The organism is Methylosinus sp. KRF6 (genome assembly GCF_018887255.1).
Classification (GTDB): Bacteria; Pseudomonadota; Alphaproteobacteria; order Rhizobiales; family Beijerinckiaceae; genus Methylosinus; species Methylosinus sporium.
Map to the genome: position 1 here is coordinate 1,011,472 of NZ_JAHLJF010000001.1, position 18,593 is coordinate 1,030,064.

At 64.4% G+C, this 18,593-nt stretch carries 14 protein-coding genes; 7 read left to right on the top strand and 7 right to left on the bottom strand.

The genetic code is table 11. The features are described from left to right. The first annotated feature begins 61 nt into the window (after positions 1–61). Positions 62–2,011, top strand: a complete 1,950-nt coding sequence (locus tag KP010_RS04850; RefSeq protein ID WP_108916504.1) for an acyl CoA:acetate/3-ketoacid CoA transferase — start codon at positions 62–64, stop codon at positions 2,009–2,011. A gap of 180 nt (positions 2,012–2,191) precedes the next feature. Continuing rightward, positions 2,192–2,899: a leucyl/phenylalanyl-tRNA--protein transferase gene (gene aat / locus KP010_RS04855; RefSeq protein WP_142863467.1), complete on the top strand. Its 708-nt coding sequence runs from the start codon at positions 2,192–2,194 to the stop codon at positions 2,897–2,899. Here aat and KP010_RS04860 read toward each other — a convergent pair. Next, entirely contained in the window at positions 2,871–3,542 is a 672-nt protein-coding gene (locus KP010_RS04860; protein ID WP_142863468.1) for a DUF2155 domain-containing protein, read from the bottom strand. The two genes, aat and KP010_RS04860, sit on opposite strands and share 29 nt — an antisense overlap. Positions 3,543–3,659: 117 nt before the next feature. After that, positions 3,660–4,067 (bottom strand): NADH:ubiquinone oxidoreductase subunit NDUFA12, encoded by a 408-nt coding sequence (locus KP010_RS04865; RefSeq protein WP_108916561.1) that lies wholly within the window; start codon positions 4,065–4,067, stop codon positions 3,660–3,662. Positions 4,068–4,316: 249 nt separating this feature from the next. On the opposite strand from KP010_RS04865, the gene pstS reads away from it, so the two are divergent. Then, positions 4,317–5,363, top strand: a complete 1,047-nt coding sequence (gene pstS, locus KP010_RS04870) for a phosphate ABC transporter substrate-binding protein PstS (RefSeq protein ID WP_142863469.1) — start codon at positions 4,317–4,319, stop codon at positions 5,361–5,363. Between the two features lie 50 nt (positions 5,364–5,413). Further along, positions 5,414–6,631: an FAD-dependent oxidoreductase gene (locus KP010_RS04875; protein WP_142863470.1), complete on the top strand. Its 1,218-nt coding sequence runs from the start codon at positions 5,414–5,416 to the stop codon at positions 6,629–6,631. Here the strand turns inward: KP010_RS04875 and KP010_RS04880 are convergent. Both KP010_RS04880 and KP010_RS04885 read right to left on the bottom strand, forming a co-directional pair. Continuing rightward, positions 6,612–7,568, bottom strand: coding sequence for a YncE family protein (locus KP010_RS04880; protein ID WP_142863471.1), 957 nt, complete (start codon positions 7,566–7,568; stop codon positions 6,612–6,614). The two genes, KP010_RS04875 and KP010_RS04880, sit on opposite strands and share 20 nt — an antisense overlap. Next, complete coding sequence (locus tag KP010_RS04885) at positions 7,565–8,110, bottom strand: SRPBCC family protein (RefSeq protein WP_108916498.1); 546 nt, start codon at positions 8,108–8,110, stop codon at positions 7,565–7,567. The genes KP010_RS04880 and KP010_RS04885 overlap by 4 nt, the downstream gene beginning before the upstream one ends. A gap of 518 nt (positions 8,111–8,628) precedes the next feature. Between KP010_RS04885 and KP010_RS04890 the strand changes: the two genes are divergently transcribed. After that, positions 8,629–12,258 (top strand): vitamin B12-dependent ribonucleotide reductase, encoded by a 3,630-nt coding sequence (locus KP010_RS04890; RefSeq protein ID WP_216280506.1) that lies wholly within the window; start codon positions 8,629–8,631, stop codon positions 12,256–12,258. 84 nt (positions 12,259–12,342) lie between these two features. Here the strand turns inward: KP010_RS04890 and KP010_RS04895 are convergent, their stop codons facing one another. Together KP010_RS04895 and KP010_RS04900 are read right to left on the bottom strand one after the other, a co-directional pair. Beyond that, positions 12,343–12,912, bottom strand: a complete 570-nt coding sequence (locus KP010_RS04895) for a hypothetical protein (protein ID WP_142861336.1) — start codon at positions 12,910–12,912, stop codon at positions 12,343–12,345. A 20-nt stretch (positions 12,913–12,932) separates the two neighbouring features. Beyond that, positions 12,933–14,135: a cyclopropane-fatty-acyl-phospholipid synthase family protein gene (locus KP010_RS04900; RefSeq protein WP_216280507.1), complete on the bottom strand. Its 1,203-nt coding sequence runs from the start codon at positions 14,133–14,135 to the stop codon at positions 12,933–12,935. 373 nt (positions 14,136–14,508) lie between these two features. Between KP010_RS04900 and KP010_RS04905 the strand changes: the two genes are divergently transcribed. Further along, positions 14,509–14,781, top strand: coding sequence for a hypothetical protein (locus KP010_RS04905; protein WP_108916560.1), 273 nt, complete (start codon positions 14,509–14,511; stop codon positions 14,779–14,781). Positions 14,782–14,856: 75 nt separating this feature from the next. Here the strand turns inward: KP010_RS04905 and KP010_RS04910 are convergent, their stop codons facing one another. Continuing rightward, positions 14,857–16,182 (bottom strand): exopolysaccharide biosynthesis polyprenyl glycosylphosphotransferase, encoded by a 1,326-nt coding sequence (locus KP010_RS04910; RefSeq protein ID WP_246659653.1) that lies wholly within the window; start codon positions 16,180–16,182, stop codon positions 14,857–14,859. A 397-nt stretch (positions 16,183–16,579) separates the two neighbouring features. Here KP010_RS04910 and ilvD point away from each other — a divergent pair, with 397 nt between their 5' ends. Further along, entirely contained in the window at positions 16,580–18,424 is a 1,845-nt protein-coding gene (gene ilvD, locus KP010_RS04915) for a dihydroxy-acid dehydratase (protein WP_142861339.1), read from the top strand. Positions 18,425–18,593: the final 169 nt, after the last annotated feature.

An 18,593-nucleotide genomic window follows, 5' to 3' on the forward strand; every position in this document is an offset into this window, starting at 1 on the left:
GGAAAAGACGAGCGCCCGCGGCCTTCGCCCTGCCGGGCCGCGAGGAGGAAACCAGAGGGAAATGAACAACAAGAACAACAAGGTCATTACCGCCGACGAAGCAATTGCGCTCATCAGCGAAAATGACGTTCTGACCACCACCGGCTTTGTTCAGAGCTGCATTCCGGAGGCGCTGCACGCCGCGCTGGAGAAGCGCTTCGTCGAGACCGGCGGGCCGCGCGGCCTCACGCTCATCATGACCGCCGGCGCCGGCGACAGCAAAGGGCTCGGCACTGGCCGCCTGCACCACGAGGGCCTGCTGCGCCGGGTCATCGCCGGCAATTTCGGCCGTATGCCCAAGGTCGCCCAGGCCGCCGCCGAGAACAAGATTCTCGGCTACAACCTGCCGCAGGGCGTCATTTCCCAGCTCTATCGCGCCTGCGCCGCCGGCCAGCCCGGCCTCTTCTCCAAGGTCGGCCTCTATACTTATGTCGATCCGCGCTTCGGCGGCGGCCGCGTCAACGAAGTGACGACGGAAGAGATCGTCAAGCATGTCGTCATCGACGAAGAAGAATGGCTGTTCTACACGGCGACCAAGATCGACGTGGCCTTCATCCGCGGCACCAGCGCCGACCCTTCCGGCAATATCAGCATGGAGAAGGAGGCGCTGACGCTGGACGTGCTCGCCCAGGCCATGGCCGCGCATAATAATGGCGGCATCGTCATCGCCCAGGTCGAGCGCATCGTCGAGGCCGGCTCCATCCGCCCGAAGGATGTGAAGGTTCCGGGCATTCTGGTGGATTGCGTGGTCGTCGCCGATCAGCCCGAACTGCACCGCATGAATTACGGCGTCATGTACAATCCGGCGCTGGCCGGCGAGATCCGCGTCCCGGTCGAGAGCATGGCGAAAATGCCGCTCGACGCGCGCAAGATCATCGCGCGCCGCGCCGCCTTCGAGCTGCCGCCCAATGGCGTCGTCAATCTCGGCGTCGGGGCGCCGGAGGGCATAGCCGCAGTCGCCAATGAAGAGAAGCTCACGCCCTTCATCACTCTGACGACGGAAGCCGGCGCCATTGGCGGCGTGCTCGCCTCGGGCTCCTCCTTCGGCTCGGCCACCAACGCCGATTCGATCATCGATCAGAACACGCAATTCGACTTCTATGACGGCGGCGGTCTCGACATGACCTGCCTCGGCATGGCCGAATGCGACGAGCAGGGCAATGTGAACACCAGCCGTTTCGGCGGCCGCCTCAACGGCTGCGGCGGCTTCATCAACATCAGCCAGAACGCGCGCAGCGTCGTCTTCGCCGGCACTTTCACGGCCGGCGGGCTCGAGATCGCGATTCAAGACGGCGAGGTGAAAATCCTCAAGGAAGGCCGTGCGAGAAAGTTCCTGAAATTCGTCGAGCAGGTGACGTTCAGCGGCAAATATGCGCAAAAGCGCGAGCAGCCGGTGATCTATGTCACCGAGCGCTGCGTCTTCCAGCTGAAGAAGGAAGGCCTAGAGCTGATCGAGGTGGCGCCGGGCATAGACATAGAGCGGGACATTCTCCCGCATATGGACTTCAAGCCCATCGTCAAGCATCCGATCCCTATGGACAGGCGTATCTTCATCGACGAGCCGATGGGGCTGATCTCCGATCTGCTCAATCTCGATCTGCAGGATCGCGTGAGCTATGACGCCGATCGCAATATTCAGTTCCTCAATCTCGAGGGCTGGAGCGCGCGCTCCAAGCGCGATATCGACGATCTGCGCAAAATGCTGATCGACGCCTGCCAGAAGATCGACAAGCGCGTCAATCAGGTCGTCAATCTCGACAATTTCCGCATCAGCGAGCATCTCTATGATTACTATGCAGAGATGATCCAATATATGCTGGAGAACTATTATCTGACGACGACGCGCTATACGACCAGCGCCTTCCTGCGCTTGAAGCTCAAGGAAGCGCTGAGCAAGCGCGGCATCGCTCCCCATGTCTTCGAGCGCAAGGAGGATGCGCACAGCTTCCTCGAGGTGATCGGCGAGGGCTGACGACGCCGAAGGAGCGGCGGGGCCTATCCACCCTCCCCTTCTGGGGGAGGGTCGGCCAGCGATAGCTGGACGGGGGGCAACGACGAAGACGAGGGGGCCGAGCGCATTCGCGCTCGATCTCCGTTCACCCCGGAGTGGAACGCTCTCGATTCCGGCGCGCATTGCGCTACAATCTGCGAAATGTCGCGCCCTTCACACGCAGATTACGCCATCACGCCGCAGATCCTGCTGCGCGCCTATTCGATCGGCCTTTTCCCTATGGCGGAAAGCGCCGACGAAGAGCAGCTTTTCTGGGTCGACCCCCAGGAGCGCGCCATTTTCCCGCTGGATGCGTTCAAGGTCTCGCATTCGCTCGCCAAAACCATTCGCTCGGACCATTTCGAGGTCCGGGTCGATACGGATTTCGACGCCGTCATCGAGGCTTGCGCCGCCTCCGCGCCCAAGCGCGAGAACACTTGGATCAATTCCGAGATCAAGCGGCTCTATCGCAAGCTGTTCGACATGGGCTTCGCCCATACGGTCGAGTGCTGGCGGGAAGGACGGCTGGTCGGCGGCCTCTATGGCGTCTCCATGCGCGCCGCTTTTTTCGGCGAGAGCATGTTCCACGTCGAGACCGACGCCTCCAAGGTGGCGCTGGCGCATCTCGTCGCGCGGCTGGTCAAAGGCGGCTTCCGCCTGCTCGACACGCAATTCATGACCACGCATCTGGCCTCGCTCGGGGCGATCGAGATCGGCCGCGACGCCTATCATGGGCTTTTGGAAGAGGCTTTGTCGGCTCCGGCCCGCTTCGCCGCCTGGCCGGACGATTCGCCCGTGCCCGGACGCGAGATCGTCGCCATATTGCGGCGGGAGCCGGAGATCAGAACGGAAAAGGCGATGGAGCCGTAGCGGGCGCCGGAGCCTGCTGAGCCGACGGCTTCTTTTTCTTCTTCTTGGGCTTTTCGGCCGGCGCGGCCGCGGGCTCGGCGCTCTCCGGGGCCTTTGCGCCCTCCGGCGGAACCGAATCGCGCGGCCCGATCGGCGCCGCCTCGACCGGAACGGGGGCGATTGGCTCCACCTTGCGCGAGCGGGAGCGCTTCTTCTCCTGCGGAGCGGCCGGGGCCGCCGCAGCGGCGGGCTCGCTCGCGGGAGCCTGAACCGTCTCCTTGCCGCCGCGGCAATCGACCAGCCAGACGTCATAGACGGGATGCTCGACGCCATGCAGGCCGGGGCTCGCGGCGAACATCCAGCCGGAGAAAATCCGCTTGGCCTCGTTCTTCCCCGTATCCTGCTCGTCGACCTCGACGAAGCCGGTAGTCTGCGGGGCTTCGGTCTGGGGACGCGTGTTGCAGACGCGGGGCGTCACCTGCAGCGAGCCGAATTGCACGGTCTCGTCTATAGCGACGTCGAAATTGATGATTCGGCCGGTCGTCTTGTCGAGCCCGGCGAATATAGCGGTCGGATTGCGGATCGGATCGGCGGCCGCGCCGAGGCCAATGAGCAAGACGGCCCCGGACAGAGCGAAACGCAGGCGGAAGCAGCGGGAGATCATATCGGCTCTCGTTTCCGATCTCTGGCTCGGGCCGGCCGCCCGCGCCTCATGCGCCGTCGTTGAACAGGAAGAGCATGGCGGATCGATGGTCGCGGGCGAGGCCGCGACCGCCTCGCATCAAGCCTCGGGGGTCCAGGCCTGATAGTCGCCGCCGGCGGGAGCGCGGCGGCCCTCCGCCAGGATCGAACCCGGCGGATGATAAGCGGCGGAAGTGCCGGTCAGATTGGGGCGATAGGGAAGCTCCCATTCCTTCGGCGCGTATTTCTCCTGGGTGGGCGGCGTGTCAACCGTGTGGTGCAGCCAGCCATACCAGCCGGGCGGCGTCGCCGAGCCCTCGGCATAGCCCTTATAGATGACCCAGCGGCGCTCGAAGCCGAGCGCCTTGTCCTTCTTGCCGCCGCGGCGGCGGTAATAGACGTTGCCGAACTCATCCGTCCCGACGCGCTCGCCATAGAGCAGCGTCCACAGGCCCGTGCTGAGCGTCGCCCGGTTCCACCAGGTGAAGAAGCGAATGATGTAGGACATGTCGGAAGCGTCCAAGAAAGTTTGCGTGGCTCCTTATTGCGTCAAGACGGCGCAATGTCCAGTCGGGCGCGCCACTTCCCGATGCGCCGATACGCGAGCTTTGCTTTTGACCGCGAGTCGTGGAAAAGGAGGAGTGTGACAGAAAGACGACAGCCGCCGCGCCCTCGAAGGCGCGCCGCACAAGCTGAGACTATTGGTTTTCGGCTCGCGCGAAAAAAAAAGCTCGCGTCGAATTCCAGGGATGGCTGCATGATTTCCAAGGCTTCGAGGCTCATTGTTCACGCCGCTCTGGCGGCGATCCTTTCCGTGGGGAGCGCGCGCGCCCTCGATATTTCCGGCGCCGGCGCGACTTTTCCCCTACCCGTCTACGCCAAATGGGCGCAGAGCTATTCGAAGGAAACCGGCAATCGCGTCAATTATCAGTCGATCGGCTCGGGCGGCGGCATAAGGCAGATCAAGGCGCGCACCGTCACTTTCGGCGCCTCCGACCAGCCGCTGACGGCCAAGGAGCTCGACGCCGCCGGGCTCATCCAATGGCCGCAAGTGGTAGGCGGCGTCACCCCCGTCGTCAATTTGGATGGGATCGGAGCCAATGAACTCGTCCTCGACGGGCCGCTCCTCGCCCGCATCTACCTCGGCGAGATCAAGCTTTGGAACGACCCGGCGATCCGCGCCCGCAATCCGAAGCTCACTCTGCCGGCGAAGCCGATCGTCGTCGTGCATCGCTCCGACGGCTCCGGCACCACCTTCTGCTTCACCGATTATCTCTCCCGCGTCTCCGCCGATTGGAAGGAGAAGGTCGGCGAGAACGTCGCCGTGGAATGGCCGCTCGGCCTCGGCGCCAAGGGAAATGAAGGCGTCGCCAATAATGTCGCCACGACGAAGGGCGCCATCGGCTATGTGGAATTCGCCTACGCCAGGCAGAACCGGCTCACCACCGTCAGCCTGGTGAACAGCGACGGCAAGATCGTCGCGCCGGGCAAGGAGAGCTTCGAGGCCGCCGCCGCCAACGCCGATTGGGCGAGCGCGCCGGGCTTTTTCCGCCTGCTCACCGGGCAGCCGGGCGCCGCCTCCTGGCCGATCGCGGCGGCGACCTTCATTCTGCTGCCCAAGCAGCCGCAGGATTCGGCGGCGGCGCTGGAGGCTCTGAAATTCTTCGACTGGGCCTTCGCCAAAGGCGCAAAGGCGGCCGAAGAGCTCGATTTCGAGCCCATGCCGCCCTCCGTGGTGACTCTCATCCGCAAGAGCTGGGCGGCCAATGTGAAGGATGCGAATGGAAAACCGCTGCTGAACTGACCATAAAGGCGAAGGGGCCCGCTGGCGGCCTTCGATTCGGGGAGCGGCCGATGGCGGCGACGATTTCCGCGAAATGCTGCGTCGTCGGCGGCGGCCCGGCGGGGCTGATGGCGGGTTTTCTGCTCGCCCGCGCCGGCGTCGAGACGATCGTCCTCGAAAAGCACGCGGATTTCCTGCGTGATTTTCGCGGCGACACGATCCACCCCTCGACGCTTCAGCTCGTCTTCGAGCTCGGCCTGCTGCAAGAGTTTCTGAAGCTGCCGCATCGCAAGGCGTTTCAGCTCTCGGCCTTTCTGGGGGACCGCAAATTTGTCATCGCCGATTTCCGCGGCCTGCCGACCTTGTGCAAATTCGTCGCCTTCATGCCGCAGTGGGATTTTCTGGACTTCATCGCCGGCGAGGCGAAGAAGCTGCAAAATTTCCGCTTGCTGATGCAGACTGCCGCCGAGGGCCTCGTCGAGGAGGACGGCCGCATCGTCGGCGTGCGCGCCACGGGGCCGGCGGGGCCGCTCGAGATCCGAGCCGATCTCACCATCGCCGCGGATGGGCGGACGTCGCGAATGCGCGAATCGGCAGGCCTCGAGGTCGAGGATTTCGGCGCGCCGATGGATGTGCTGTGGTTCAAGCTGCGGCGCGAGGCGGACGACCCGGAGGAGACATTCGGCCGCATCGCGCCCGGGCGCATGGTGGCGATGATCGAGCGCGGCGCCTATTGGCAGATCGGCTATGTGATCCCCAAGGGCCGAGCGCAGGCGCTGCGCGGCCGCCGGATCGACGAATTTCGTCACGCCATCGCCGATTGCGTTCCCTTTCTCGCCGATCGCGTCGAGGATTTGCGCGATTGGGAGGATGTGAATCTGCTGACCGTGCAGGTCGATCGCTTGAAGAATTGGAGCCGGCCGGGCCTGCTCTGCATCGGCGACGCCGCCCATGCGATGTCGCCCGTCGGCGGCGTGGGCGTCAATCTGGCGATTCAGGACGCCGTGGCGACCGCCAATCTGCTCGCCGAAAAGCTGCGCGATGGAACGCTGACCGACGCAGATGTCGGCGCCGTGCAGAAGCGCCGGGAATTTCCGGCGCGGATGACGCAGCGGCTGCAGCTCTTCATTCAAAATCGCGTGATCAGCAATGTGCTCGCCGCGGACAAGCCTTTCGACCCGCCATTGGCGCTGCGGCTTCTGGACGTCTTCCCGGTCCTACGGCAAATTCCGGCGCGGCTGGTCGGCCTCGGCGTGCGGCCGGAGCATGTCAATTCATCGCGCGGATGAAAGCCCCGAAGGCGCGCGGGCCGTCGCCGGTCTTGGCCTTGGCGATCACCTTCAAACTGTCGGCGGCGATCGACCAGAACTCATTGGTGAACCAGTTGGCGACATAGATGGTCTTGCCGTCCCGGCTCGCGCCGATGCCCTCTGGATATTCGCCGACCTTCACCTGCGCCACCGGCGCGAAGGTCGAAAGATCGAAGACGCTGACCGATTCCGCATATTGGTCGGTGACGAAGCCCCTGCCCTGCGCCAGCGCCACGCAATAGGGCCGCTTGCCGACCTTCACCCTGGCGATGACGCGCCGGCTCGAAAGATCGATGACGCTGATATCGTCCGATTCGACATTGGCGGAATAGGCGCGCTTTCCGTCCGCGTCGATGGTGACGCCGAAAGGATGGCGGCCAACCTCGAGCTCGCCGAGCTTTTGAAAGGACGCCGCATCGACGAAGGCGATTTTATTGGCGTCGCGAATCGCGACGAGGATCGTCCTGCCGTCCGGCGTCACCGCGACGCCCGAGGGCGTGACGCCGACTTGCGCCGTGGCGACGACGCCCGACTCCGGATCGACCGAAAAGAGCCGCTGCTCGTACATATCGGCGACATAGACGCGCTTGCCGTCCGGCGCGACGGCGAGGCCGAGCGGACCGCCCTCGAGCGGGATCTTGCGCAGGACGCGCCGCTCGCGCGTGTCGACGACGGAGAGATATTTGCCTTCCGGGCTGGTCACATAGGCGCGCGCGCCATCCGCCGAGACGGCGACGCCGGCCGGCTTGCCGCCGATCGGCAGGGTCGCGACGGGCGCCATGGTCGAAAGATCGACGATGGTGAGATCGCCGCTGCCCTGATTGGTGACGAAAGCCTCGTCCGCTCCCGCGGGCGAAGCGAGAGCGAGCCCGAGAAGGGCGGCGCGCGCCGCCCTGCCCCAGGATTTGACGATCACTTGCCTTCGACCTTGGCCTTCAGCGAGGCGAGGCCAGCCTTGTAGAGATCGGTCACGGCCTTCAGAGCCGCCTCGTCCGAGAGTTCCGGCGGCGGGTCGTTGTTGGGGAAGCCGCGGTAGAAGGCGCCGCGCCATTCGACGACGCTCTTGTCGCCCTGCGGCTTCACCGTGATCGTCGAGGAGTAATTGTTCACCGGCAGGATCTTCACATCGACCTTCTCGATGCGATAGGCGAGCGAGAAGTCCTTTTCGTCATATTTGGTGAGCAGCTCGTCGATCTCGCCGCCATTCTTCAGCGTGAGATGGCGCGTCGCCTTGTCGGGCGTGTTGCCGCCCTGCCCTTCTGTCTTGGCGACGGGCGGGAGCCAGCTCAGATCCTGGAAATTGCCGACGATGGCCCAGACCTTCTCGGCCGGAGCGGCGATCTCGATCGTCTCCGTCACCTTCTGGCGCGAGGGGCCGTGAGCGAGCGCGGCCGACGAGGCCAGAGCCGCTAGCGACAAGGCGGCCAGGAACCCCCGGCGCGCGACGACGAATGACATGACTAACCTCCTGAAGGCCTTTCTGGCGCCTATTGCCCCGGCGCCGCCAGCGCGCAACTAACTCCTCCGCGCCCCGCCACGTCAAGACGAGGAAAATCGAATGGGAGAATCATCCCGATCAGTCCGCCTTGCCGAAAATGGCGCGCGCGTCGACTCTCACAGCCACGCCCGAGTCGGCTTCTCCCCATAATCCACGACTTTCTGCAACATGTTGTCACCAAATTAATTAGTCACACCATATCTTGACGCCGTCCCCGGACTGACGCACTGTCGGAGTGTCACCTATGACGCAGCGACGGAAGATCGAAGAGGCCCGCAAGCGCGCCCCGAACGGGCGGCGCTCGCCTCGATGCTCGCCCCCGCTGCGCGCCTCGTCGCGGCGGCGGCCCTTTCATCGCGGCGAGGCGTCGGTATCTGCGTTTCCCCACGTAGAGTCCCACAAAATCGACGCTTCCACACGGCCGACGCCAGCGGCCGCGCGCGGTTTCGCGCGCATATTTTTCGAGGAATAGGACGAGATGAAGATCGACCGACGCCACACCAGAGCCGGACAGTCCCCTTATGCGGATATCGAGTTTCGCGCGGCGCGTAGCGAGATCCGCAATCCTGACGGCTCGGTGGTGTTCTCGCTCGAGAATATCGATGCGCCGGCCGATTGGAGCCAGGTCGCCGTCGACGTGCTGGCGCAGAAATATTTCCGCAAGGCCGGCGTGCCGGCGCGGCTGAAGCGCGTCGAGGAGCACGAGGTTCCGAGCTTCCTGTGGCGCTCCATTCCCGATTCGGAGGCGCTCGCCCTTCTGCCCAAGGCGGAACGCTATTCCTCCGAGACCTCGGCGCGCGAGGTGTTCGACCGTCTCGCCGGAGCCTGGGCCTATTGGGGCTGGAAGGGCGGCTATTTCGACACGGAGGAGGACGCCTCCGCCTTTCAGGACGAATTGCGCTACATGCTGGCCCGCCAGATGGCGGCGCCCAATTCGCCGCAATGGTTCAACACCGGCCTGCATTGGGCCTATGGCGTCGACGGCCCCAGCCAGGGCCACTTCTATGTCGATTATCAAACCGGCAAGCTGACCAAGTCCAAGACCGCCTATGAGCATCCGCAGCCGCACGCCTGCTTCATCCAGTCGGTGGAGGACGATCTCGTCAATGACGGCGGCATAATGGATCTTTGGGTGCGCGAGGCGCGCCTGTTCAAATATGGCTCCGGCACCGGCTCCAACTTCTCCAAGCTGCGCGGCGAGAAGGAAAAGCTCTCGGGCGGCGGCTCCTCCTCCGGCCTCATGTCCTTCCTGAAGATCGGCGACCGCGCGGCGGGCGCGATCAAATCCGGCGGCACGACGCGCCGCGCCGCCAAAATGGTGGTGGTCGACGTCGACCATCCCGATATCGAGGCCTTCATCGATTGGAAGGTGAAGGAGGAGGAGAAGGTCGCCTCGCTCGTCGCCGGCTCCAAGATCGTCAAGAAGCATCTGAAAGCCGTGCTGCGCGCCTGCGTCAATTGCGAGGGGCCGGGCTTCGACTGCTTCGACCCGGAGAAGAACCCTGCGCTGAAGCGCGAGATCAGAGCCGCGCGCCGCGCCGAGGTGCCGGACAATTACATCAAGCGCGTCATTCAATTCGCGCGTCAGGGCTATAAGGACATTTCCTTCGACACCTATGACACCGATTGGGACAGCGAGGCCTATCTCACCGTCTCCGGCCAGAACTCCAACAACACCGTGCGCGTCACCGACGAATTCCTGAAGTCGGTGGAGACCGACGGTGCTTGGACGCTGACGCGCCGTCTCGACGGCAAGCCGTCGAAGACGCTGAAAGCCCGGGAATTGTGGGAGAAGATCGGCTACGCCGCCTGGGCTTCCGCCGATCCCGGCATTCAGTTCCACACGACGATCAACGACTGGCACACCTGCCCGGCCGGCGGCGCCATTCGCGCCTCCAATCCGTGCTCGGAATATATGTTCCTCGACGACACGGCCTGCAATCTCGCCTCGCTGAACCTGCTGCAGTTCCGCGACGCGCAGACGAAGCGCATCGACGTCGATTCCTACGAGCACGCCGTCCGGCTGTGGACCGTCGTGCTGGAAATCTCCGTGCTGATGGCGCAATTCCCCTCGCGGGAGATCGCGCAGCTGTCTTATGAATATCGCACGCTCGGGCTCGGCTACGCCAATGTCGGCGGCCTGCTGATGTCCTCCGGCATCGCCTATGACAGCGACGCCGGCCGCGCGATCTGCGGCGCGCTCTCGGCGATCATGACCGGCGTCGCCTATCGCGCCTCGGCGGAAATGGCCAAGGAGCGCGGCCCCTTCTCGGGCTTCGAGGCCAATCGCGAAGCCATGCTGCGCGTCATTCGCAATCATCGCCGCGCCGCCCATGGCCAGCGCGCCGGCTATGAAGGGCTCGCGACCGCGCCCGTGCCGCTCGACCACGCCGCTTGCCCCGATGCGGCGCTCATCGCCCGCGCGACCCGCGCCTGGGATGAGGCGCTCGCGCTCGGCGAGGAGCATGGCTATCGCAATGCGCAAGTCTCCGTCGTCGCACCGACCGGCACGATCGGCCTCGTCATGGATTGCGACACCACCGGCATAGAGCCGGATTTCGCTCTGGTGAAATTCAAGAAGCTCGCCGGCGGCGGCTATTTGAAGATCGTCAATCGCGCCGCGCCGGAAGCCTTGCGCGCGCTCGGCTATAGAGAATCCGAGATCGCCGAGATCGAGGCCTACGCCGTCGGCCACGCCTCGCTCTCCAACGCCCCGGCGATCAACACGACCTCGCTGCGCGCGCGCGGCTTCACCGACGAGAAGATCGAGACGGTGGAAAAGGCGCTCGCCTCCGCCTTCGACATCAAATTCGTCTTCAACAAATGGACGCTCGGCGCGGATTTCCTCACCGGCGCGCTGAAGGTTCCGGCGGCGGCGCTGGAAGATGCGAGCTTCGATCTGCTCACCCATCTCGGCTTCTCGCGCCAGGAGATAGAGGCCGCCAATGTCCACATCTGCGGCGCGATGACTCTGGAAGGCGCGCCGCATTTGAAGGCGGAGCATTATCCCGTCTTCGATTGCGCCAATCCCTGCGGCCGCACGGGCAAACGCTATCTGTCGGTCGAGAGCCATATTCGCATGATGGCGGCGGCGCAGCCCTTCATCTCGGGCGCGATCTCCAAGACGATCAACATGCCCAATGACGCCACGATCGAGGATTGCGAGGCGGCCTATCTCCTCTCATGGAAGCTGGCGCTGAAGGCCAACGCCCTCTATCGCGACGGCTCCAAGCTGTCGCAGCCGCTCTCCTCGCAGCTCGTCTCCGACGCCGACGACGAGGCGGAGGAAGTCGCCGAGGAGATCATCTCGGCCAATGCGCCGGCGCGCGCGGCGGCGATCGCCGAGCGCATCGTCGAGCGCGTGGTGCATCAAGTGGTGCGCGAGCGCGAGAAGCTGCCGGATCGGCGCAAAGGCTATACGCAGAAGGCGGCCGTCGGCGGCCATAAGGTCTATCTGCGCACGGGCGAATATGTGGACGGGCGGCTCGGCGAGATCTTCATCGACATGCACAAGGAAGGCGCCGCCTTCCGCAGCTTGATGAATAATTTCGCCATCGCCATCTCGCTCGGCCTGCAATATGGCGTGCCGCTCGAGGAATATGTCGACGCCTTCACCTTCACGCGCTTCGAGCCCGCGGGCTTCGTGCAGGGCAATGACGCGATCAAGAATGCGACGTCCATTCTCGACTATGTGTTCCGCGAGCTGGCGATCTCCTATCTCGGCCGCAATGATCTCGCCCATGTGTCGCCGGAGGATATCGGCCATGACGTGCTCGGCAAGGGCGAGCATGAGGGCAAGGCGCCAGAGAGCGCATCGTCGGTCGTCTCGAAAGGCCTGCTGCGCTCCAAGACGGATCGGCTGATGCTGGTGCGCGGCGGCGCGACGGCGCTGCGCGAGAGCCCCGCGGAGGAAGTGGAGCAGCCCTTGTCCGAGCTCGGCTGGACCGCGCCGACGCGCCCGGTGGAGAGCGTCGCCGACAAGCGCGCCGAAGCGCGGATGAAGGGCTATGTGGGCGAGGCCTGCCCCGAATGCGCGAATTTCACGCTCGTCCGCAATGGGACGTGCCTGAAATGCGAGACCTGCGGAAGTACGACTGGGTGCAGCTGAGCCTAGCGCTTTCTACCCTGACGTCATACGAATCGGCGGCGAATCTTCACATTCGCCGCCGAGAATTTGAATGCCCCAAGCCGCTCACAAAGGCGCATCCGGCACGCCATGCACATGGACGTCGCGGCCGGAGTGCTTATTGAGAATCTCGACGGCGCTCTTCTCATGCGCGGCGTCGCGCGTGCGCACCCATAGCAATATGCCGCCGCGATCCAGCTGCTCTTGCAGATATTGCGCGTGATGCTCGCCGATCAGCCTGGCGAAGAGCGCGCCGACCAGACCGCCGCCGCCGCCGGCGATGGCCGCCGCCGCGAGCGCGGCCGCCATGGTTCCGCCGCTCGCGAAGATCAGCCCCGCCGCGCCGATCGCGCCTATATAGCCGAGGCCGCCGACCAGCGCGCCTTGCGCCTCGCCGATCGACTCGGGCGAGATATAGGCGCCGCGCGGAACATCGGGGTCGTCTGCGACATCCTCGGCTTTCTCATATGCGTGACCGAGCTTTTGCTGCACCGTCAACTCGCCGGCCATCAGGCTGATGTCGGCGCGATCGAAGCCGGAGGTCTGCAATTCGTCGACCGCCTCTTGCAGCGCATCGGCCGCGTCGAACACGCCGACAGCTTCGCGAACTCCATTGGTCTCGTCGCCGGACGCCATGCGATCGTCTCCTTCGAATGTCAGATCGAGCGATACATATAGTCGCGCGTGAGCGGCGCCGCGTCGATGCGCTTGGCCAGCTGAATGTGGAAGTCGACGAGGCCGGAATGTCGAAATCCCGCTTCGCAGCTCGCGAGATAGAAATCCCACATTCGGCAGAAGCGATCGTCGTATATTTCGGCGACGCGCGACCAATTGTTCTTGAATCGCCGCCGCCACATTCTCAACGTCTCGGCATAGTGGAGGCGGAGAATTTCAATGTCGGTCGCAAAGAGCCCGGCGCGCTCGATCGCCGACGCGATCTCCGAGAGAGCGGGCACATGGCCGCCGGGGAAGATATATTTTTCGATCCATGGGCTGCCGGCGCCGGGCCCCGCGGCGCTGCCGGTCGTGTCCATCAAGGCGACGCCGTCGTCGACCAGAAGATCGCGCAACTTGCCGAAAAATTCGCAATAGCGGCCGTATCCCACATGCTCGAACATGCCGACCGATATGATGCGATCATAGCAGGCCGTCTCCTCGCGATAATCGCGCAGGACGAAGCGAACGCGATTGTCGAGCCCCGCCTCCCGCGCGCGCCGCCGCGCATGGTCGCATTGCGCCTGCGACAAGGTGAGGCCCGTCACCTCGACATCGGCGACGCGCGCGAGATAGAGCGCGAGGCCGCCCCAGCCGCATCCGATGTCGAGCACGCGCTGTCCGCGCCGCAGCATCAGCTTGGCGGCGAGATGCGCGAGCTTTTGCTCCTGCGCCCGCTCGAGCGTATCCTCCTGCGTGAGATAATAGGCGCAGGAATATTGACGCTCGGAATCGAGAAACAGCGAATAGAGCTCGTCCGAGAGATCGTAATGCGAGCGGATTTCATCCGGCGCGGCGCTCAGCGAATTGCTGCGCCCGAGGCGCTTTTGCAGGCGCCGCGCCATGGCGCCGGCGCGCCACAGCCAATGGCCGTAGCCGCGGCCGAAATTGGCGAAGCACCGATCGAAAAAATCATAGACGTCGCCGCTGGCGACGGTGAAAGAGCCGTCCATATAGGCTTCGCCCAGCGCGATATCGGGCGCCAGCATCAGCTTTTGCGCGAGATTGCGATCCTTTATCTCGATCGTCACCTCCGGCGCGCCGCGCCCGAAACGGCGCACGCCGGCGTCCGGCCCGACGAGCGTCAGCGACCCCGCAGCGATATGTCTCGTCAAGAGTCGATCGAGCGAAAACAATGCCGTCATTCGTGACGCTCGGCTGTGCCTCGGTGAATGGCCGAGCTGTCAAATATCGCCGCGCGCCGGGGCTTCAATAAGCGACGCCGCAATGAGGCTCGGCGCCGCCTCGACCGTGCGCAGACGGACGCCGCCGAAAATAGCGGCAGCTGCGCCGGCGAAAGAGGCTTTCGGCCCTGTGCGTTCGCGCACATCTTCCCCGAAGGGCTCGCGCCATTCTCGGCGGGCGGTCAATTCCACCCTCCTCCCGACTCTTCTGCGCCGCCCCGCGAGGGGCGGCTTTTTTCGCCGCCCGGAGCGCGTCGGAGAGCGTCGCTCCGTTTCTTGCATGAGCCGTCCGACGCCAGAGGCGCCGGCGGAAAACGCTCCAGAGGAGATCACATTGCCCGACGAACCGACATTCACCAGAGAACGCCCGAAGACGGTCGGCGAGTTGATCGAAGCCTTGCAGAAGCTGCCGCCAGCGGCGCGCGTCATGGTCCATGGCGAGGACGACAGTCTCTATGATTGCGGCTCGCCGCTGATCGAACTGGTGATGCTCAATCGATATCCCGACAGCAAGGACCATCTCGGCCCGCATCGATTGTCGAGCGGCATGGACGCCGACAAGGCCGTCGGCGTCGTGATCATCAAGGATGCGATCCGGGAGTATTGACGGCGACGAAGCGGGCGAATCGCGGCTCCTCGCCGAAACGCGCCCTCCCCCGCCTCTCGAACGATGATTGCCGCGTCAATAGGCGCGAGAATCGTGGAGCACCATCTTCAGCGTTCGAAATATGATGCCGATGTCCAGCATCAGCGTCCAATTGTCGATATAATAGAGGTCGCAATCCACCCGGTTGCGAAGCTTGTCGAGCGTGTCCAGCTCGCCACGAAATCCCTCGACTTGCGCCCAGCCGGTCATGCCCGGCTTCACCCTGTGGCGCACCGCATAATAGTCGACGAGCTCCTCGAGATTGCGCCCGTCTGTCTTGGTCGACAACGCATGAGGCCGCGGGCCGACGATCGACATATCCCCCACGATCACATTCAATAGCTGCGGCAATTCGTCGATGCTCGAGCGGCGAATCAGACGACCGACGCGCGTGACCCGCGGATCGTCGCGGCTCGTCTGAACGGCGGCGTGCGGGTCTGTCTGCTCCACGAACATGGAACGGAACTTCCACAGTTGGAAAATGCGGCCATTGAATCCGACGCGCTTTTGACGAAAAAAGACAGGGCCCGGAGAGTCGAGCTTGATCGCGAGGGCTGTCGCGGCCATCAAGGGCGCGAGCGCGACGAGGGCGCAACTGGCGATAGCAATGTCTTCGAGCCGCTTGAACCACAAGCTCCAGCCGTGGATCGGCTCCTCCATGCCGCAAAAGGAGATGCGGTCGCCGAATTTCGCGACGCCGCACATATCCGCGAGAACGCGCCGATCGGCCGGCAGAACGAACACGCGGGTCGACAAATGTCGCAGCAGATCGAGATTGCGGAGAACGAGCGGGATCTTGTCCCATGGCGCCGCGAGATAGACGTGATCGATCTCGTCCTGGACGATGCGATCCGACAAATCCGCGAGCTCGGCGAGATCGTTATATTTGGCGTAGCCGACGACGACCTCCTCGTTGCGGGTCTCGCCCTCGATCTCTCGCGGATGCAGCGGCGCGCAGAACACGCCGACCGACAAGGCGCGATGGACGAAGGCGCTCTCCGAGAGCGCCCGCCGAATGCGCTTCAGGACCAGAGCGCGCGCGACGATGGCGAGCGATGCGCTGGTCATGGCCCAGGAAAAGAACCAGAGGCGAGAATAGCTCTCCGCCGACTTGGTCGCCGCGGCGATGCAGATCATCATGGCGAAGGTGGACAGAAAGGAAAGAGCCGCGCGCCTCAGCACATGGCGGCGGTCCAATATGGTGGGCGTCCGATACAGCTCGAAAATATGCGCGAGACCGAATTGCAGAGCCGCGGCGAAGAAAATCGCCCAGATTTGCCCGTCATGCGGCGGCTGGCCCGAAAATCGCGGCGAGCTGAAAAGATCGGCGCATAGGAAACCGGCGAAGAGGAGAGCGATCATATCGAAGGCCGCAAATCCAGCGGCGAAATTATACAGAGAAATACGCTTCGACTTCAGCGTTGGCCTATGGGACCACGCGATCTCCCGCGAGTCGCTGTAATCCAACCACATACGCATCGACCCCGAAAATACACGCAAGTAATATACCTTAATTTTCCGTTAACGCAATCCTCGAGCGGGAGCCGATTTTTCAGGAGACCTGAGCGTATTCGCCTAAATCGTTCGAAATAAAACTGCTGGGCGGCGCGCTTCGCGCCGCGCCCCGCATGACGGGCGCGGGCCGAGCCGCCCGCCTCCCGACGCCGGAGCTCGAGGGGCGTCGACTGGTTGCGGGGCCTTGCTCGTTGGGATAGTGCATCCGGGAACACGCGTTTTGCAAGAAGAAGAGAGCCGCCCAATGCCGCCGTTCCGCTCCCGCACCACCACCCATGGACGCAATATGGCGGGCGCGCGCGGCCTGTGGCGCGCCACGGGCATGAAGGACGATGATTTCGGCAAGCCGATCATCGCCGTCGCCAATTCCTTCACCCAATTCGTGCCCGGCCATGTGCATCTGAAAGATCTGGGCCAGCTCGTCGCGCGCGAGATCGAGAAGGCCGGCGGCGTCGCCAAGGAGTTCGACACGATCGCCGTCGATGACGGCATCGCCATGGGCCATGACGGAATGCTCTATTCCCTGCCCTCGCGCGAGATCATCGCCGATAGCGTCGAATATATGTGCAACGCCCATTGCGCCGACGCTCTCGTCTGCATCTCCAATTGCGACAAGATCACCCCAGGCATGTTGATGGCCGCGCTGCGGCTGAACATTCCCACCATCTTCGTTTCCGGCGGGCCGATGGAGGCCGGCAAGGTCACGCTGCATGGCGAGGCTCACGCCCTCGATCTCGTCGACGCCATGGTCGCCGCCGGCGACGACAAGGTCAGCGACGCCGACGTCGCGGTCATCGAGCGTTCCGCTTGCCCCACCTGCGGCTCCTGCTCCGGCATGTTCACCGCCAATTCGATGAACTGCCTCGCCGAGGCGCTCGGCCTCGCCCTGCCCGGCAATGGCACTGTGCTGGCGACGCACGCCGATCGCGAGCGCCTCTTCGTCGAGGCCGGCCATCTCATCGTCGATCTCGCCCGCCGCTGGTACGAACAGGATGACGCCAGCGTGCTGCCGCGCTCCATCGCGAAATTCGAGGCTTTCGAGAACGCGATGACGCTCGACATCGCCATGGGCGGCTCCACCAATACGGTGCTGCATATTCTCGCCGCCGCCTATGAGGCGGAAGTTCCCTTTACGATGGCCGATATCGATCGCCTGTCGCGGCGCGTGCCGGTTCTGTGCAAGGTCGCGCCCAGCGTGCCGGACATTCACCTCGAGGATGTGCATCGCGCAGGCGGCATCTACGCCATTCTCGGCGAGCTCGCGCGCGCCGGCCTGCTGCACACCGACCTGCCGACTGTCCATGCGACGACGCTCGGCGAGGCGCTGTCGCGCTGGGACGTGCGCGTCTCCAATAGCGAGAGCGTCGCAACCTTCTTCCGCGCCGCGCCGGGCGGCGTGCCGACGCAAGTGGCCTTCAGCCAGAGCCGCCGCTTCGACGCGCTCGATCTCGACCGCGAGAAGGGCGCCGTGCGCGATGCGGACCACGCCTTCTCCAAGGATGGCGGCCTCGCGGTTCTCACCGGCAATCTGGCGCAGGACGGCTGCATCGTGAAGACTGCTGGCGTCGACGATTCCATTCTGAAATTCGCCGGCCCGGCGCGCGTCTTCGAGAGCCAGGACGCCGCGGTCGATGCGATCTTGAACGGCAAGATCGTCGCTGGCGATGTGGTGGTGATCCGCTATGAAGGCCCACGCGGCGGCCCCGGAATGCAGGAGATGCTCTATCCGACGAGCTATCTGAAATCGAAAGGCCTCGGCAAAGCCTGCGCGCTCATCACCGACGGGCGTTTTTCGGGCGGCACATCGGGCCTCTCCATCGGCCACGTCTCGCCGGAGGCGGCCGAGGGCGGGCTCATCGGCCTGGTACGCGAGGGCGATTCGATAGAGATCGACATTCCGGCGCGCTCCATCCGCCTCGCCGTTTCCGATGACGAGCTGGCGAAGCGCCGCGCGGCGGAAGAAGCGCGCGGCAAGGACGCCTGGAAGCCGGCGAAACGCGCGCGCAAAGTCTCGAAGGCGCTGCGCGCCTATGCAGCCATGACCACCAGCGCGGCGCGCGGCGCCGTGCGCGAGGTTCCAGAAGGCTGAGACACGAGGGAGGACGGCATGGCGCTGACATTGGCGCTCGTCGCGGCGGTCAGGGGCGGCAGCCGCGTGAAGCCCATGTTGAAGGCATAGGCGCGATGACGACCGGCGCCGCGCGAGGCGCTGCGCCGGAGATTTGATCCGCCTCTCGCGTCGTCGCGCGGAGCCGCGC

Coding starts and splice junctions, on each gene's coding strand:
- KP010_RS04900 (WP_216280507.1), bottom strand. CDS start 14,135: ATGACGGCATTGTTTTCGCTCGATCGACTCTTGACGAGACATATCGCT.
- KP010_RS04910 (WP_246659653.1), bottom strand. CDS start 16,182: ATGATCGCTCTCCTCTTCGCCGGTTTCCTATGCGCCGATCTTTTCAGC.
- KP010_RS04890 (WP_216280506.1), top strand. CDS start 8,629: ATGAAGATCGACCGACGCCACACCAGAGCCGGACAGTCCCCTTATGCG.
- aat (WP_142863467.1), top strand. CDS start 2,192: ATGTCGCGCCCTTCACACGCAGATTACGCCATCACGCCGCAGATCCTG.
- KP010_RS04850 (WP_108916504.1), top strand. CDS start 62: ATGAACAACAAGAACAACAAGGTCATTACCGCCGACGAAGCAATTGCG.
- ilvD (WP_142861339.1), top strand. CDS start 16,580: ATGCCGCCGTTCCGCTCCCGCACCACCACCCATGGACGCAATATGGCG.
- KP010_RS04860 (WP_142863468.1), bottom strand. CDS start 3,542: ATGATCTCCCGCTGCTTCCGCCTGCGTTTCGCTCTGTCCGGGGCCGTC.
- pstS (WP_142863469.1), top strand. CDS start 4,317: ATGATTTCCAAGGCTTCGAGGCTCATTGTTCACGCCGCTCTGGCGGCG.
- KP010_RS04885 (WP_108916498.1), bottom strand. CDS start 8,110: ATGTCATTCGTCGTCGCGCGCCGGGGGTTCCTGGCCGCCTTGTCGCTA.
- KP010_RS04875 (WP_142863470.1), top strand. CDS start 5,414: ATGGCGGCGACGATTTCCGCGAAATGCTGCGTCGTCGGCGGCGGCCCG.
- KP010_RS04895 (WP_142861336.1), bottom strand. CDS start 12,912: ATGGCGTCCGGCGACGAGACCAATGGAGTTCGCGAAGCTGTCGGCGTG.
- KP010_RS04865 (WP_108916561.1), bottom strand. CDS start 4,067: ATGTCCTACATCATTCGCTTCTTCACCTGGTGGAACCGGGCGACGCTC.